This window comes from Streptomyces sp. NPDC059002 (assembly GCF_042740435.1).
In the GTDB taxonomy this organism is placed as follows: Bacteria; Actinomycetota; Actinomycetes; order Streptomycetales; family Streptomycetaceae; genus Streptomyces.
Genome location: NZ_JBHYJI010000030.1, coordinates 1 through 16,057 on the forward strand (window position 1 = coordinate 1; position 16,057 = coordinate 16,057).

Genomic DNA, 16,057 nt, shown 5'->3' on the forward strand with positions numbered 1-16,057 from the left:
GTCACCCGGTGGGTGACCGCCCCTTCTGCGTGGCGCCAAAAGCTACAAAAGCCAAAAGATGGCGACTACAGCGCCGCCTTGCCCGGCAGCTCGACCTTCGCGCCGAGTTCCTGGAGCTTGGCCATGAAGTTCTCGTAGCCGCGGTTGATCAGGTCGATGCCGTGGACGCGGGACGTGCCCTGCGCCGCGAGGGCCGCGATGAGGTAGGAGAAGCCGCCGCGCAGGTCGGGGATGACCAGGTCGGCGCCCTGCAGCTTGGTGGGGCCGCTGACGACCGCCGAGTGCAGGAAGTTGCGCTGGCCGAAGCGGCAGTCGGAGCCGCCGAGGCACTCGCGGTAGAGCTGGATGTGCGCGCCCATCTGGTTGAGCGCAGAGGTGAAGCCGAGGCGGGACTCGTAGACCGTCTCGTGGACGATGGAGAGGCCCGCGGCCTGCGTCAGGGCGACGACCAGCGGCTGCTGCCAGTCGGTCTGGAAGCCGGGGTGCACGTCGGTCTCCAGGGCGATCGCGTTGAGCGAGCCGCCCGGGTGCCAGAAGCGGATGCCCTCGTCGTCGATCTCGAAGGCACCGCCCACCTTCCGGTAGGTGTTCAGGAACGTCATCATCGAGCGCTGCTGGGCGCCGCGGACGTAGATGTTGCCTTCGGTCGCCAGCGCCGCGGAAGCCCACGAGGCGGCCTCCAGGCGGTCCGAGAGCGCGTGGTGGTTGTAGCCGCCGAGGCTGTCGACACCGGTGATCCTTATGGTCCGGTCGGTGTCCATGGCGATGATCGCGCCCATTTTCTGCAGGACGCAGATCAGGTCCTCGATCTCCGGCTCGACCGCGGCGTTCGAGAGCTCGGTCACACCCTCGGCGAGCACGGCGGTGAGCAGGACCTGCTCGGTGGCGCCCACGGAGGGGTACGGCAGGCGGATCTTGGTGCCGCGCAGGCGCTGCGGGGCCTCCAGGTACTGGCCGCCCTCGCGCTTCTCGATGGTCGCGCCGAACTGGCGGAGCACCTCGAAGTGGAAGTCGATGGGCCGGCCGCCGATGTCGCAGCCGCCGAGGCCGGGGATGAAGGCGTGCCCGAGGCGGTGCAGGAGCGGGCCGCAGAAGAGGATCGGGATGCGCGAGGAGCCGGCGTGGGCGTCGATGTCGGCGACGTTCGCGCTCTCGACGTGCGACGGATCCATGATGAGCTCGCCCGGCTCCTCACCGGGGCGGACCGTCACGCCGTGCAGCTGCAGCAGGCCGCGTACGACTCGGACGTCCCGGATGTCGGGGACATTGCGCAGCCGGCTCGGAGCGCTGCCGAGCAGCGCGGCGACCATGGCCTTGGGCACGAGGTTCTTCGCGCCGCGGACACGGATCTCGCCCTCAAGCGGGGTGCCGCCGTGGACAAGCAGTACATCGTCAATGCCGGTGACGGTCATGAATCTCGCGTTCCGATTGGATGGACGGGGGGGCCAAAGGGCAAGCGTAATGGCCGCGTACCCCCCTTCCGTAAGGCTGAGGGCGTGCAGAACACGTCATGAGTTCGCCACAACACGAACCGTGCGGAACCGGACACTCCGGGTCACTGCCGCGCATGTGCGCTCCGGGTGCGCTCATGCGCCCTGAACTGCGTTGGCTCACGTACGGCCATTGGCTCCCCGCACAGGGCGAAGATGCGGGATCATGTCGTCCATGACCGAGGTGTCCTCGCTCACAGGGCGGCTGCTCGTGGCCACGCCGGCCCTGGCGGACCCGAACTTCGACCGCGCGGTGGTGCTGCTCCTCGACCACGACGAGGAGGGCTCGCTCGGCGTGGTCCTGAACCGCCCGACGCCGGTGGACGTCGCCGACATCCTGGAGGGCTGGGGCGACCTGGCGGGAGCACCGGGCGTCGTCTTCCAGGGCGGACCCGTCTCGCTCGACTCGGCGCTCGGCGTCGCGGTGATCCCCGGCGAGGAGGGACTCACCCCGGCCTCCCGGCGCCGCGCCGCCAAGGGGGAACCCATCGGCTTCCGCCGGGTGCACGGGGCGATCGGCCTCGTGGACCTGGAGACCCCGCCGGAGCTGCTCGCCTCGGCGCTCGGCTCGCTGCGGATCTTCGCGGGCTATTCGGGCTGGGGCCCGGGGCAGCTGGAGGACGAGCTGGGCGAGGGCGCCTGGTACGTGGTCGAGTCGGAGCCCGGCGACGTCTCGTCGCCCGACCCGGAGCGGCTGTGGCGCGCGGTGCTGCGGCGCCAGCGCAGTGATCTTGCGATGGTGGCCACTTATCCGGACGACCCGTCGCTGAACTGATCGAGGTAGCGCTCGGCCAGCGGGTGCGCGTCCCTCGCGGGGATCGCCAGACGCACCGTCACGGGCGGCGCGTTCTTCAGGCGTACGCGGCGCAGTGACGGGTGGGCGTGCCTGCGGGCCACCGGTTCGGGGGCCACGCCGACCCCGTGGCCCGCCGCGACGGCCTCGAGCCACTCGTCGAAGTTGTCGGCGGTGCAGGCGAGCCGGGGGCGCCGGTCCTCGGGCCACAGTTCGGGGCGGGTCGTGCCGGTCACGGTGTTCACGACCAGGGGGAGTCCGGCGAGTTCCGACCAGTCGACGACGCGGCGGCCTGCGAGCTCCGCCGCGTCACGGGCGACGACCGCGGTGCGGGGTTCGCGCAGCAGGACGCGCGAGCGCACCGGGCTGTCCTGCGGGATGTCGCCGCGCACGACCGCCACGTCGCAGGCGCCCGACGCCAGGCCCGCGAGCTGGGCGTCGCGCCTGACCAGGCGTACGCCCGCGCCGGTGGCCGCCTCGAAGGCGGCGGTGAGCGGGGCGCACGCCTCGGGCAGGACCGAGGTGAAGCCGAGCCGGAGCAGGGGCGGTCCGGCGCCCGCGGCGGTGGCCAGGGTGGTGTCGATGCGGGTGAGGAGCGGGGCGAGGTCGTCGCGCAGGCGGCGTCCCGCGTCGGTGAGTTCGACGTGGCGCGTGGTCCGTTCCAGGAGGCGCGTCCCGAGGCTCTCCTCCAGGGCGCGCACGGTCCGGGTGAGCGCGGGCTGTCCGACGCGGAGCCGGTCGGCGGCGTGCGTGAAGCTCAACTCGTCGGCGACGGCGAGGAATCCGCGCAGGTGCCGCAGTTCGACGGCGTCCGTGCGCGTGCGGTCCGCGGTGCGTACGTGATCCATGCCGCCCGAGCATAAGTGCGCCCCGCACACATTTCCCCCGGGATCCGGAGGGTGCCTACGGTCCGGGTCCGCCGGTGGACGTGCCGGGGGAAGTGGCGTGCGGAAGCAAGGGAGTCGAGTCGCATGCGCAAGGTGTGGCTGTTGATGGTGGGGGCCTTCACGCTGGGGCTCGACGCCTATGTGATGGCCGGGTTGCTGCCGGTCGTCGCCGGGGATCTGGGGACGACCGTCTCGCTCGCGGGACAGATGGTCACCGTCTTCACGCTCGCCTACGCGGTGAGCGCGCCCCTCGTCGCCGGGGTGCTGACCGGCGTACGCCCGCGGGCACTGATCATCGGCGCGCTCGGCGTCTTCACCCTGGGCAACGCGCTGACCGCCCTCGCGCCCGGGCTCGCGGTGCTGCTGCTCTCCCGTGCCGTCGCGGGCGTCGGCGCCGGGGTCTACTCCGCGCTGTCCACCGCGGCGGCCGCCGCGCTCGTGCCCGAGGAGCGGCGCGGCAGGGCGCTCGCGCTGGTGATGGGCGGGATGAGTTCGGGCACGGTGCTCGGCGTCCCGCTGGGGGTGCTCCTCGCCGAGCACGCCGGGTGGCGCGCCACCATGTGGGGCGTGACGGGGCTCGGGGCGCTCGCCCTCGCGGGGCTCGCGCTGCTGCTGCCCGCCGTGCCCGCGGACCCGCCGGTGCCGGTGCGCGAGCGGCTCGCCGCGCTCACCGACCGGGGCGTCGTGCCGGTCGTCGGGGTCTCCTTCCTCGCGGCCGTCGCGAGCCTCGGGCTCTACACGTATCTCGCGCCGGTGCTCGACTCCGCGGGCGGCGTGGGCGATGCCGATGTCGCCCCGTACCTCTGGGCGTGGGGTGTCGGCGGGGTGCTCGGCAGCGTTCTCGCGGGTCCGCTGGTGGACCGTACGGGCAAGGCGGTCACCCTTGTGGGCGGTGTGCTCGTGGCGCTGGTCGTCGCCGAGGGGGCGCTGCCGCTCCTCGGTGCCGCCGCCTTTCCCGCGCTCGTCGTCTGGGGCGCGGCGGGCTGGGCGCTCCAAGTCCCGCAGCAGCACCGCCTGCTCGCGCTGCGGGCCGAGCGCGGCACGGTCGCCCTCGCCCTGAACAACTCCGCGCTCTACCTGGGCAGCGCGGTCGGTTCGGGTGCCGCGGGGCTCGCGCTCTCCGCGGGACTCGCACCCCGGCAGCTGCCGTGGGCGGCGGCCGTGGTCGCCGCCGCGGGGCTCGTGCTGCACCTCGCCGGGCGCGCGGCGGGCCGCGAACCGGTGCGGGCGCAGGGCTATGCCGGGGCGCCGCGGGCGTAGGTACCCTTGGCCCTTATGAGCACTCTTGAGCCCGAGCCCGAGCGCGGGGCAGGTACGGGGACCCTCGTAGAGCCGACGCCGCAGGTGTCGCACGGTGACGGCGACCACGAGCGCTATGCGCATTACGTCCAGAAGGACAAGATCATGGCGAGCGCGCTGGACGGCACGCCCGTCGTCGCGCTCTGCGGCAAGGTGTGGGTCCCCGGCCGCGACCCGAAGAAGTATCCCGTCTGTCCCATGTGCAAGGAGATCTACGAGTCCATGGGCGCCGGCGGCGACAAGGACAAGGACGGCGGCAAGGGCGGCAAGGGCGGCAAGAAGTAGTCCTTTCCGGTCCCTTTTCCGGTCCTCGCAGTGAGGGGCGTTGCGCCTGCCGCAACGCCCCTTTTGCGTTGTGCAATCGCATGGCAGCTTGGGCGCCATGACCTTCGAGCAACTCATCCCGGCGCCCGCACGCGCCGAGGCCACTCAGGGCTCCTCCTTCGTCATCGACGCGTCCACCACCCTCTCCGCGGGACCCGGCACCGAGTCCACCGAGCAGTGGCTGCGCGCCACGCTCGGCGGCGCGCTCGGACTGCCGCTCCGCCCCGCGGCCGAGGGCGCGGACGCCGCCGTCTCCCTGCGCGTCGACGGCTCCTTGGAGCCGGAGGCGTACCGGCTCACCATCACGGGCGACCGCGTCGAGATCCTCGGCGGCGCGGGCGCCGGTGTCTTCTGGGGCGCACAGACGCTGCGTCAACTCCTCGGCCCCGACGCGTTCCGGCGTGCGCGGCTGCGGCCCGGCGCGGAGCACTCCGTCCCGGCGGGCGTCGTCGAGGACACGCCCCGCTTCGGGTGGCGCGGCATGATGCTCGACGTCTCCCGGTACTTCATGCCGAAGGACGGGGTGCTGCGCTACCTCGACCTGCTCGCCACACACAAGCTCAACGTCTTCCACTTCCACATCACCGACGACCAGGGCTGGCGCGTGGAGATCAAGCGCCACCCCAAGCTCACCGAGGTCGGCTCCTGGCGCTCCCGCACCAGGTGGGGCCACCGCGCGTCGCCCCTGTGGACGGAGCACCCGCATGGCGGTTACTACACCCAGGACGACATCCGCGAGATCGTCGCGTACGCGGAATCCCTGCACATCACCGTCGTCCCCGAGATCGACATCCCGGGCCACTCGCAGGCCGCGATCACCGCGTACCCGGAGCTCGGCAACAAGGACGTCGTCGACACCGAGGCGATGACGGTCTGGGACTCCTGGGGCGTCAGCAAGAACATCCTCGCCCCGACCGAGGAGGTACTCCGGTTCTACGAAGGGGTCTTCGAGGAGATCCTCGACCTCTTCCCCTCCACCTTCATCCACGTCGGCGGCGACGAGTGCCCCAAGGACCAGTGGAAGGCCTCGCCCACCGCGCAGGCCCGCATCAAGGAACTGGGCCTGGCCGACGAGGACGAGCTGCAGAGCTGGTTCATCCGCCACTTCGACAGCTGGCTCACCGCGCGCGGGCGGCGGCTCATCGGCTGGGACGAGATCCTGGAGGGCGGCCTCGCCGAAGGCGCCACCGTCTCCTCCTGGCGCGGCTACCAGGGCGGCATCGCGGCGGCCAAATCCGGCCACGACGTCGTCATGTGCCCCGAGCAGCACGTGTACTTGAACTTCCGCGAGGACGGCAGCCCCGACGAGCCGATGCCCATCGCCTACGTCCGCACCCTGGAGGACGTCTACCGTTTCGAGCCCATTCCCCCGGAGCTGACCGGGGCGGAGGCCGAGCACGTCATCGGCACCCAGGCCAACGTCTGGACCGAGGTGATGGAGCACCAGGGACGCGTGGACTACCAGGTGTTCCCGCGCCTCGCCGCCTTCGCCGAGGTGGCCTGGCGCAGGCTCCCGGCCTCCGCCGAGCGGGACTTCGCGGACTTCGAGCGGCGAATGGCCACGCATTACCCGCGACTTGAGGCCCTCGGCGTCGACTACCGTCCGCCGTCCGGTCCGCTGCCGCGACACCGGCGACCGGGTGTGCTCGGACGCCCGATCGAGGGGGCGCCCCCAAACGTGTGAGGCCACGGCCGGGTGCGTGCTCCCGGCGGTCCGCGCTGAGAGCGTGGGCCGCCGGGAGCGGCGTCCGGAAGAAGCCGCCCATCAGTCACCGGAGAGGGGCAATCGACGCCGACCGGTGAGGGCGTGCGAAAACGGCATATCCCCCTGGTCTGCGGACGAATGCCTCCTAGCGGACCCCCGCGTCGGGGCCCGGGGAAGATGTGCCAGAGTTGCCACGTCCGGGTTGTGAGCACGTACCGTACGGCGGAACAGGCGTAACGGTGAGACGTCGGAAACGTCGCGAGCACCGCGAACGGCGAGTACGTGAAGTACACGGCCGGGCATCGGGAAGGGGCAGCCGGTTTTGACCACGCACGCACCGCAGGCGGCACAGGCACCGCAGTCGGTGAAGCTGCCCGCCACGCTCGACGAGGCAGTGGCGGCACTCGCCGCCATGCCCGCCGCCGTGCCCGTCGCCGGCGGCACGGACCTGATGGCCTCGGTCAACTCGGGCCAGCTGCGGCCCGCCGCCCTCGTCGGCCTCGGCCGCATCAGCGAGATCCGCGGCTGGCAGTACCAGGACGGCCACGCGCTGCTCGGCGCCGGTCTCACCCACGCCCGCATGGGCCGCCCCGACTTCGCCGCGCTGATCCCGGCGCTCGCCGCCGCCGCGCGCGCCGCGGGACCGCCGCAGATCCGCAACGCGGGCACCCTCGGCGGGAACATCGCGTCGGCCGCCCCGACCGGCGACACACTGCCCGTGCTCGCCGCACTCGAAGCCGTCCTGATCATCGCGGGACCCGGCGGCACCCGCCGTGAGGTCCCCGTCTCGCACCTGCTCGCGGGCATGGAGATGCTCCGCCCCGGCGAGCTGATCGGCTTCGTCCGCGTGCCGCTGCTGCACGCGCCCCAGGTCTTCCTCAAGGCGACGGGACGCACGGGACCGGGCCGGGCCACCGGGTCCGTCGCGCTGGTCCTCGACCCCGCGCGCCGCGGGGTGCGCTGCGCGGTCGGCGCCATAGCACCGATGCCGCTGCGCCCCCTGGAGGCGGAGCAGTGGGTCGCCTCGCTGATCGACTGGGACGGCGAGCGGGGCAGCCTGGTGCCGGAGGCGGTGACCGCCTTCGGTGAGTACGTCGCCGCCGCGTGCATCCCCGAACAGGCCCCGGCGGCCGACGGCACCGAACAGCCGCTGCCGCCCGGCGTACTGCACCTGCGGCGCACCGTCGCCGCACTGGCCCGACGAGCACTGGGGAGGGCGCTGTCGTGAGCGACGACCGGCACGATGAGAACCTGGCCAACGGCGGCTGGCAGCCGCATCCGCAGGGCGAGTACGACTCGGACGCGACGGCGTTCGTGCAGCTCCCCGAGGGCATGCTGGACGTCCCGCTCGCCGCGCCCGGGCACGGCTATGTGCCGCCGCAGATAACGGTCACCCCCACCGCGGCGGACGCCACCGACCCGGCGGCGACGGGCGCGTGGGTCATGCCGCCCGAGATCACGGGCGTGGCCGGCGGCGGTCAGGCGGTGCGCTGGCCCGAGGCGGGCGCGGCGCAGGCCCAGCAGGCCCAGCATGCTCCGCAGGACCAGCCTGTGCAGGGTCAGCCCGTGCAGAACCAGCATGTGCCCGACCAGCCCGTGCAGGATCAGGCGTACGACCCCCGGGCGACCGGGCAGTGGAGCTTCCCCGAGGCGAACGCCGCGGAGCAGGGCTACGCGCAGGGGTACGAGCAGCCGCATGCCGCCGCCCCCGCGTCCGACGTCACGGGACAGTGGTCGATCCCGGTCGCCGACGGTGATCTTCCGGATGAATCGGGCGAGTTCACGACGTCGTCGCTCGCCACGTGGGGCGGCACGCCGCCCGCGACCCTGCCCGGCGGCGCGGCCGCGCCGTGGGCGACGGGGGCGGGAGCCGGTGCGCCGTGGGGCGCGCAGGCCCAGCAGGCGCCCGTCCGGGAGCCGGAGCGGGCGACGGCGCCCGAGCCCGAGCCGCAGCCGGAACCGGAGCCCCAGGCCGGGCCCGAGCAGGGCCATGCCCCGGAGAGCCGCGCCCCGGAGAGCCGGTTCGAGCAGACGCAGCTGCTGCGGGCCGTGCGGGTGCCGAGCGCGGCCGAGCGGCAGGCGGCCGAGCCCGCCGTTGAGCCTGTCCCTGAACAGTCCGCCGTCGAGCCCGCCCCCGAACAGCCCGACGTACAGGACGAGTTCACGGAGCGGGCGCCGGAGCCGGAGCTTCAGTCGGCCCCGGAGCCCGTATCGGCGCCGGAGCCCGTGTCCGCTCCGGAGCCCGTCGCACCGGTGGCCGCCGAGCCCGAGCCCGAGCCCGCCGAGCCGGTGGTCGAGCCCGAGCCCACCCTCGACGCCGACGCCGCGGAAACCGCCACCGCCGAGCCCGTCACCGAAGAGCTTCTCGACGCTCCCGAGGCCCACGAGCCCGCGCCCGAGGCCACGCCCGAGTCCGAGCCCGCGCCCGAAGCCGATCCCGGCGAACCGGCCGCCGTCTCCGTCCCCCTCCACGACGACCACCCCCTCGTCTCGTACGTCCTGCGGGTGAACGGCGCCGACCGGCCCGTCACCGACGCCTGGATCGGCGAGTCCCTGCTCTATGTGCTGCGTGAGCGGCTCGGTCTCGCGGGTGCCAAGGACGGCTGCTCGCAGGGCGAGTGCGGGGCGTGCAACGTCCAGGTGGACGGCCGTCTCGTGGCCTCCTGCCTGGTGCCCGCGGCGACCGCGGCGAGCAGCGAGGTCCGCACCGTCGAGGGCCTCGCCGTGGACGGGCAGCCGTCCGACGTGCAGCGGGCGCTGGCCGCCTGCGGCGCGGTCCAGTGCGGCTTCTGCGTACCCGGCATGGCCATGACCCTGCACGACCTCCTTGAGGGCAACCCCGCCCCCACCGACCTGGAGACCCGCCGCGCGCTGTGCGGCAACCTCTGCCGCTGCTCCGGCTACCGGGGCGTGCTCGACGCCGTGCGCGACGTGGTGGCCGGGCGCGAGGCGGCCGCCGCGGCCGCCGATCCCTCGGGCGAGCGGGCCGAGCAGGCCGAGGAGGCCCGCATCCCGCACCAGGCGGGACCCGGCGCGGGCGGGATCCACCCGACGGCGCACGACGGGACGTACGAAGGACCCGAAGGGCCCGAAGGACCACAGGGCCCCTACGGCCGGGACGGAGGACAGGCGTGAGCAACGAAGCCACCACCGCGACCACGCCCGTCGCACCGCCGGGACCCGAGCAACTCCCGCACGGCATCGGCTCGTCGCTGCCCTCCGCGCAGTGCCGCGCCAAGACCGAGGGCACCTTCCCCTACGCCTCCGACCTGTGGGCCGAGGGCCTGCTCTGGGCGGCGGTCCTGCGCTCCCCGCACGCGCACGCCCGCATCGTCTCCATCGACACGACGCACGCGTGCGAGATGCCCGGCGTCCGCGCCGTCATCACGCACGAGGACGTGCCGGGCGACGCGCTGCACGGCCGCAGGACGGCGGACCGCCCGGTCTTCGCCGCCGATGTCGTGCGCCACCACGGCGAGCCCATCGCCGCCGTGGCCGCCGACCACCCCGACACCGCGCGCATGGCGGCCGCCGCGATCATCGTCGAGTACGAGGTGCTCGAACCGGTCACCGACCCGGAGAAGGCCTTCGAGGCCGAACCCCTGCACCCCGACGGCAACTTGATCCGGCACATCCCGCTGCGGCACGGCGACCCGGAGGCGGCGGGCGAGCTGGTCGTCGAGGGGCTGTACCGCATCGGCCGCCAGGACCCGGCGCCCATCGGCGCGGAGGCCGGGCTCGCGGTGCCGCGCCCGGACGGGGGAGTGGAGCTGTACACCGCCTCCACCGACCCGCACGCCGACCGGGACAGGGCCGCCGCCTGCTACGGCCTCGCGCCGGACCAGGTGAAGATCGTCGTCACCGGTGTGCCCGGTGCGACCGCCGACCGTGAGGACGCGGGCTTCCAACTCCCGCTGGGTCTCCTCGCGTTGCGGACCGGCTGCCCGGTCAAGCTCACCGCGACCCGCGAGGAGTCCTTCCTCGGCCACGCGCACCGGCACCCCACGCTGCTCCGCTACCGCCACCACGCGGACGCCGAGGGCAGGCTGGTGAAGGTCGAGGCGCAGATCCTGCTGGACGCGGGCGCGTACGCGGACACCTCGTCGGAGGCGCTCGCCGCGGCCGTCTCCTTCGCCTGCGGCCCCTACGTCGTCCCGAACGCCTTCATCGAGGGCTGGGCCGTCCGTACGAACAACCCGCCCTCCGGCCATGTCAGGGGCGAGGGCGCCATGCAGGTGTGCGCGGCGTACGAAGCCCAAATGGACAAGATCGCCAAGAAGTTGGGCATCGACCCGGCCGAGCTGCGGATGCGCAACGTCATGGCGACCGGCGACATCCTGCCCACCGGGCAGACGGTGACCTGCCCCGCCCCGGTGGCCGAACTCCTCGCCGCCGTACGGGACTTCCCGCTGCCCGAGCTGCCCAAGGACACCCCCGAGGAGGAGTGGCTGCTGCCCGGCGGGCCCGAGGGCGCGGGCGAACCCGCGGCCGTGCGGCGCGGTGTCGGCTACGGCCTCGGCATGGTCCAACTCCTGGGCGCGGAAGGCGCGGACGAGGTCTCCACGGCCACCGTGAAGGTCCACGACGGCGCGGCCACGGTCATCTGCGCGGCCGTCGAGACCGGCCAGGGCTTCACCACGCTGGCCCGCCAGATCGTCCAGGAGACGCTGGGCATCGAGGACGTGCGGGTCGCCCCCGTCGACACGGACCAGCCCCCGGCGGGCCCGAGCTGCCGCGGCCGCCACACCTGGGTGTCGGGCGGCGCGGTGGAGCGCGCGGCGAAGATGGTGCGCACCCAGCTCCTGCAGCCGCTGGCCCACAAGTTCGGCATGTCCACCGAGCTGCTCCAGATCACCGACGGCAAGATCACCTCGTACGACGGGGTGCTCTCCACCACCGTCACCGAGGCCATGGACGGCAAGGAGCTGTGGGCGACGGCGCAGTGCCGTCCGCACCCGACCGAGCCGCTCGACGAGGCGGGGCAGGGCGACGCCTTCGTGGGCATGGCGTTCTGCGCGATCCGCGCGGTGGTCGACGTCGACATCGAGATCGGCTCGGTCCGGGTCGTCGAACTGGCCGTCGCCCAGGACGTGGGCCGCATCCTCAACCCCGCCCAGCTGAAGGTCCGCATCGAGGCGGGCGTCACCCAGGGCGTGGGCGCGGCGCTGACGGAGAACCTGCGCACCCCGCGCGGCATCGTCCGCCACCCCGACCTCACCGGATACGCGCTGCCCACCGCCCTGGACACCCCGGACATCCGCATCGTGAAGCTGGTCGAGGAGCGGGACGTCGTCGCCCCGTTCGGCGCGAAGGCGGCCAGCGCGGTGCCGGTCGTGACGTCACCGGCGGCCGTCGCCTCCGCGGTCCGCGCGGCCACGGGGCGCCCGGTCAACCGGCTGCCGATCCGGCCGCAGGCGGCGGTGGCCCAGTAATCCGGAGGCGGTGGTGCCGGGTGCGCTGGCACGATGGGAGACATGGCTACCCCTGCTCCCTCCGACCCGCCCGTCACCTCCGACCCCGGTGGCGTCATCGTCATCACGGGCATCATGGCGTCCGGAAAGTCCACGGTGGCGCAGGCGCTGGCGGAGCGCCTGACGAAGGCCGTGCATGTGCGCGGTGACGTCTACCGCCGGATGATCGTCTCCGGCGGCGTCGACTACGGACCCGATGCCGGGGGCGAGGCCGAGGCCCAACTCCTGCTCCGCTACCGGCTCTCCGCCTCGACCGCCGACGCGTACGCCGACGCCGGTTTCACCGTCGTCGTCCAGGACGTCATCCTGGGCCCGCCCCTGAAGACGTACGTCGATCTGATCAGGACCCGCCCCGCCCACGTCGTCGTGCTCGCCCCGCGCCCCGACGCGGTCGCCGCCCGCGAGGCGGGGCGCGGCAAGACGGGGTACGGCGCGTGGACGGTCGAGGACCTGGACACCGGCCTGCGCGAGACGACCCCGCGGATCGGACTCTGGCTGGACAGCTCGGAGTTGACGGTGGATCAGACGGTGGACGCGATCCTGGCACGGCTCGACGAGGCGCGGGTGAACTAGGAAGGAGCCGTAACGGCCGAGGGCCCTCTGCCATTACGGCAAAGGGCCCGGCTCACTGCCGCGGTGCGGCGCCATCGCACCGCCAGAGGCCGTGGCGGGAATCGAACCCGCGTTACTGGATTTGCAGTCCAGCCCCTCAACCACTCGGGCACACGGCCAAGTCGTCGACCTGACCTCTTGAACGTAGCGGGGGCCCGGCGGGCGCCTCAAGCGATCACGGGTCTCTGCAACGGGACTGCCACGTGCCGTTCATGAACGGGGGCTCACGCCGCCTACGGCGTGCCCAGTGCCCCGCTGTTCCACGCCGCGCGCAGCGCCTTCTTGTCCACCTTGCCGACCTTGGTCGTCGGCAGGCGGTCGAGGAGGATCGTCCTCCGGGGCGTGTACAGCTCGCCCAGCTCGGCGCTGACCGCGGCGCCGACCGCCTCCGGGACGACGTCGGCGCCCTCGGCGGTGGCGAGGAAGATCTGCACGGCCTCCCCGTACTCCTCGTCGGGCACGCCGAGCGCCGCCGCGTTGCGCACCCCGGGCAGGGTGAGCAGGAAGTCCTCGAGGACCCTGGAGTAGACGTTGTCGCTGGTGCTGCCGGTGACGATGATGTCCTTGGCGCGGTCGACGAGATAGAGGTATCCATCGGCGTCGAGGTAGCCCATGTCGCCGGTGCGCAGCCAGCCGTCGCGCACGGCCTCGGCGGTGCGCTCCGGGTCCTCGTAGTAGCCGAGCATCACGGACTTGCCCCGGACGCACACCTCGCCGACCTGTCGTACGGGCAGCGCCGCCGTGCCGTCCTCGGTGCGGATCTCGATCTCGACGCCGGATATCGCGCGGCCGCAGCTGCGCCAGAGTTCGGGCCGCCGGGTTCCTTCGGCGGCGAGGTCGGCGCCGAAGGCGGTGATGCCGAGCGCCTCGGACTGTCCGTAGCCCTGGCTGAGCACGGGCCCGAAGACCTCGACGGCCTGCTGCAGCCGGCTCGGCGACGAGGCGGCGCCGCCGACGACGATGCGGCGCAGCGCGGGCAGGACGCCCGGCACGCACTCCGGGTGGTCGAGGAGCGCGTACAGCATGGGCGGTACGAACATGGTGGTGGTGATCCGCTCGTCGCGCAGCGCCGCGAGCGCCGCGCCCGCATCGAACTCGGGCAGTACGACGAGGGCGGATCCCGTCACCAGCGCCTGGATCGAGGTGAGATGGCCGCTGCCGTGCGTGAGCAGGGTGGCGGCGAGCACCCGGTCCGTGTCCGCGGCCATGGCGGGGAAGAACGCGGAGCCGGAGTCCTGCGGGCTGTCGTCCACCAGGTCGAGGAGCGTGTCGTAGAGCCGGTGGCTGTGCGCGGCGAGCTTGGGGCGGCCCAGGGTGCCGCCGGTGTAGAGGACGGTGACGGCCTCGTCCGCTCCGGGGACGGGCACGCCGTCGGGGCGCTCCTCGGGGCACTCGGCGGCCAGGGCGAGGAGGTCCGCGCACGGCTGCTCGCAGGGACCGAGGCTGAGCAGCTGCGGGGCGTGGACGCTGCGTCCTGCCGCGTCGGCGGCCCGCTCGGCGAAGAGCGGGTCGGTGACCACGACGCGGGCCCGGGACTGCTCGACCAGCGCGGCGAGTTCGCCCGGTCCCGGCTCGGGCGGCAGGAACACGACGCGGCAGCCGATGAGATGGACGGCGAGCTGCACCAGGACGGAGTCCACGCGGTTGGCCAGGAACAGGCCCACCCCGTCGCCGGGCCCGAGCCCCTGCCCGCGCAGCGCGTGCCCCAGCCTGAACAGCCGCCGCCGGGCCTCCCCCCTGGTGAGCCGCTGCGTGCCCTGGGCGAGCGCCTCGGCGTCCTCGTTCTCGTGCCAGTGCTCCAGGATGCGGTCCACGTACGTCCGTGAGACGGCCGTGCCCTGTTCGTTGATGATCATCAGCACATGCAAACATGCCACCCGGAAGGTTTGGTGCCGCGGGGGTCACCTTCGGCCATCGGCCGACGGAGTCCGGCGTTCCGGCGGGCGGCTCCCGTCAGCCGTGGCGCTTCCAGAACAGCTGGTTGTGGTCCCTCGTGAAGTCGGCGCGATTCCAGTCGTCCGAGGTCAGGGTCTGTACGCATCCGTCGGTGCCGGTGCCGCGGAAGGTTGGCCAGTTCGTGCGGCCCGTGGCGGCGAAGCCGGTCCAGGTGGTGAGCAAGCGGTCCCGGAACCGGGCTTGTTGAGGCTTCACGTTCTGGAACGGGTCCAGGCCGAAGAGGCGGCCGGGACGAGCCCCGGCCCCTCCGGACGCGGGTGGTAGCTTGCCGCCCATGGGGAACCGCGAAGCCCTCCTGGCGGGCGCCAAGGCGTGCTTGCGGGAAAAGGGGTACGACCGCACCGGCGTCCGCGACATCGCGACCGCGGCCGGCGTCAGTACGGCCGCCATCGGCTACCACTACGGCTCGCGCGAAGCCCTGCTCAACCAGGCGCTGTTCGAGATCCTCGACGAGTGGGGCGACTCGATGGCGCGGGCCCTCGTCCGTGACGCGGACGGCTCCTCGAAGCGGCACTTCGAGGGGATGTGGGAGAGCCTCATCGCGGACTTCACCGCCCACCCCGACCTGTGGCTGGCCTCGATGGAGCTGTTCATGCAGGCCCGGCGCAGGCCCGAGCTGCGCGGCGCGCTCGCCGAGGGCACCGCGCGGGGCCGCCGCGGCCTGGCCGCGCTCCTCGACGGCGTTCCCGAGGGCGAGGTGGCGGAGACATCCGTACGCACTCTCGGCAGCGTCCAACTCGCCCTCATGTCGGGCGTGATGATCCAGCACCTGAGTGACCCGGCCGCCGCGCCGAGCGCCGCCGAAGTCCTGGAAGGGCTGCGGGGACTCGGCGACCTCGCGCGCTGAGCGGGGCGTTCGCTCCGGGGGAGTGGTGAGGGTCAGGCCGCGCGGGTGAGCGCCGCGGGCCCGGTGGGGGCCGACGTGCGGGCCACGGTGGCCGGTACGGGGCGTACGGGGTGTGCGGAGGGCGCGGAGTGCGCGGCCTGGCCGCGGTTCCGGGCGAAGACGACGAGGCGCAGCACCACGAAGCGCGCGACACCGGCGAGGGCGGACGCGGACAGGTAGACGACCTGTTCCAGCACGGCGCCGGGCGCCGCCACCAGCTGCTGCAGGACGGCCATCGCCACGCAGGTCACCACGTACGCGGCCGCCGCGGACCCGGCTGACTGCGTGTGCTGGCGCCAGGTCGCGCGGCCGCCCGCGCCGAAGGTGAAGCGGGCGTGCAGCTCGGTGGCGAGCAGCGTGGAGACCACGGTGATCAGCGCGTTGGCGAGGGCCCAGGGGAGCCAGGAGGCGAGGGCGGCCACGGCGAAGCTGGAGGCGATCCCCACCCCGCCGCCGCAGAGCACGAAGCGGGCGAAGGCGGCGAAGGCGCCGGGTGCGCCGGGTGCCGACTGCTCCTGGCTGTGCGCTGTCTCCATGGTCCGACCCCTTTGAAGGCTCACTCCGCGAAACGCGCGCCCCTCGCTGCGAGGCCGAGGAGCGCGCTGTCAGTGGTGCCACTATGGCACGCGGATGG

Annotated in this window: 14 protein-coding genes and 1 tRNA gene; 9 read left to right on the forward strand and 6 right to left on the reverse strand. The window is 73.3% G+C overall.

Annotation, left to right across the window (positions count from 1 at the left end; genetic code table 11):
- Window positions 1-65: 65 nt before the first annotated feature.
- Window positions 66-1,412, reverse strand: coding sequence for a UDP-N-acetylglucosamine 1-carboxyvinyltransferase (gene murA / locus ACFWZ2_RS25025; RefSeq protein ID WP_384549202.1), 1,347 nt, complete (start codon window positions 1,410-1,412; stop codon window positions 66-68).
- 244 nt (window positions 1,413-1,656) lie between these two features.
- Between murA and ACFWZ2_RS25030 the strand changes: the two genes are divergently transcribed.
- The gene (locus tag ACFWZ2_RS25030) at window positions 1,657-2,265 is read left to right on the forward strand and encodes a YqgE/AlgH family protein (protein ID WP_384549204.1); all 609 of its coding nucleotides are present in this window, start codon (window positions 1,657-1,659) and stop codon (window positions 2,263-2,265) included.
- Here ACFWZ2_RS25030 and ACFWZ2_RS25035 read toward each other — a convergent pair.
- Window positions 2,238-3,131 (reverse strand): LysR family transcriptional regulator, encoded by an 894-nt coding sequence (locus tag ACFWZ2_RS25035; RefSeq protein ID WP_384549206.1) that lies wholly within the window; start codon window positions 3,129-3,131, stop codon window positions 2,238-2,240. The genes ACFWZ2_RS25030 and ACFWZ2_RS25035 overlap by 28 nt on opposite strands.
- Before the next feature lie 123 nt (window positions 3,132-3,254).
- Between ACFWZ2_RS25035 and ACFWZ2_RS25040 the strand changes: the two genes are divergently transcribed.
- From ACFWZ2_RS25040 to ACFWZ2_RS25070, 7 genes are all read left to right on the forward strand, one after another.
- Entirely contained in the window at window positions 3,255-4,430 is a 1,176-nt protein-coding gene (locus ACFWZ2_RS25040) for an MFS transporter (RefSeq protein ID WP_384549208.1), read from the forward strand.
- A 15-nt stretch (window positions 4,431-4,445) separates the two neighbouring features.
- Window positions 4,446-4,754: a DUF3039 domain-containing protein gene (locus tag ACFWZ2_RS25045; RefSeq protein ID WP_384549210.1), complete on the forward strand. Its 309-nt coding sequence runs from the start codon at window positions 4,446-4,448 to the stop codon at window positions 4,752-4,754.
- Between the two features lie 97 nt (window positions 4,755-4,851).
- The gene (locus tag ACFWZ2_RS25050; protein ID WP_384549212.1) at window positions 4,852-6,477 is read left to right on the forward strand and encodes a beta-N-acetylhexosaminidase; all 1,626 of its coding nucleotides are present in this window, start codon (window positions 4,852-4,854) and stop codon (window positions 6,475-6,477) included.
- Window positions 6,478-6,820: 343 nt separating this feature from the next.
- Window positions 6,821-7,726 (forward strand): FAD binding domain-containing protein, encoded by a 906-nt coding sequence (locus ACFWZ2_RS25055; RefSeq protein ID WP_384549213.1) that lies wholly within the window; start codon window positions 6,821-6,823, stop codon window positions 7,724-7,726.
- Entirely contained in the window at window positions 7,723-9,633 is a 1,911-nt protein-coding gene (locus ACFWZ2_RS25060; protein ID WP_384549215.1) for a 2Fe-2S iron-sulfur cluster-binding protein, read from the forward strand. Before ACFWZ2_RS25055 ends, ACFWZ2_RS25060 begins: the two co-directional genes overlap by 4 nt.
- A complete protein-coding gene (locus tag ACFWZ2_RS25065; protein ID WP_384549217.1) occupies window positions 9,630-11,930 on the forward strand; it encodes a xanthine dehydrogenase family protein molybdopterin-binding subunit in 2,301 nt (766 codons plus the stop codon). The genes ACFWZ2_RS25060 and ACFWZ2_RS25065 overlap by 4 nt, the downstream gene beginning before the upstream one ends.
- A gap of 42 nt (window positions 11,931-11,972) precedes the next feature.
- Entirely contained in the window at window positions 11,973-12,542 is a 570-nt protein-coding gene (locus tag ACFWZ2_RS25070) for an AAA family ATPase (protein ID WP_384549219.1), read from the forward strand.
- Window positions 12,543-12,628: 86 nt separating this feature from the next.
- On the opposite strand, the gene ACFWZ2_RS25075 is transcribed toward ACFWZ2_RS25070, so the two are convergent.
- From ACFWZ2_RS25075 to ACFWZ2_RS25085, 3 genes are all read right to left on the reverse strand, one after another.
- Window positions 12,629-12,700, reverse strand: a tRNA-Cys gene (locus ACFWZ2_RS25075).
- A gap of 114 nt (window positions 12,701-12,814) precedes the next feature.
- Window positions 12,815-14,437 carry a class I adenylate-forming enzyme family protein gene (locus ACFWZ2_RS25080; RefSeq protein ID WP_384549221.1) on the reverse strand — a complete coding sequence of 541 codons (1,623 nt, stop codon included), beginning with the start codon at window positions 14,435-14,437 and terminating at the stop codon, window positions 12,815-12,817.
- Window positions 14,438-14,534: 97 nt separating this feature from the next.
- Entirely contained in the window at window positions 14,535-14,732 is a 198-nt protein-coding gene (locus tag ACFWZ2_RS25085; RefSeq protein ID WP_384549223.1) for a hypothetical protein, read from the reverse strand.
- Window positions 14,733-14,811: 79 nt separating this feature from the next.
- Between ACFWZ2_RS25085 and ACFWZ2_RS25090 the strand changes: the two genes are divergently transcribed.
- Entirely contained in the window at window positions 14,812-15,384 is a 573-nt protein-coding gene (locus ACFWZ2_RS25090; protein WP_384549225.1) for a TetR/AcrR family transcriptional regulator, read from the forward strand.
- A 32-nt stretch (window positions 15,385-15,416) separates the two neighbouring features.
- On the opposite strand, the gene ACFWZ2_RS25095 is transcribed toward ACFWZ2_RS25090, so the two are convergent.
- Window positions 15,417-15,959, reverse strand: coding sequence for a GtrA family protein (locus ACFWZ2_RS25095; protein WP_384549227.1), 543 nt, complete (start codon window positions 15,957-15,959; stop codon window positions 15,417-15,419).
- Window positions 15,960-16,057 lie beyond the last annotated feature (98 nt).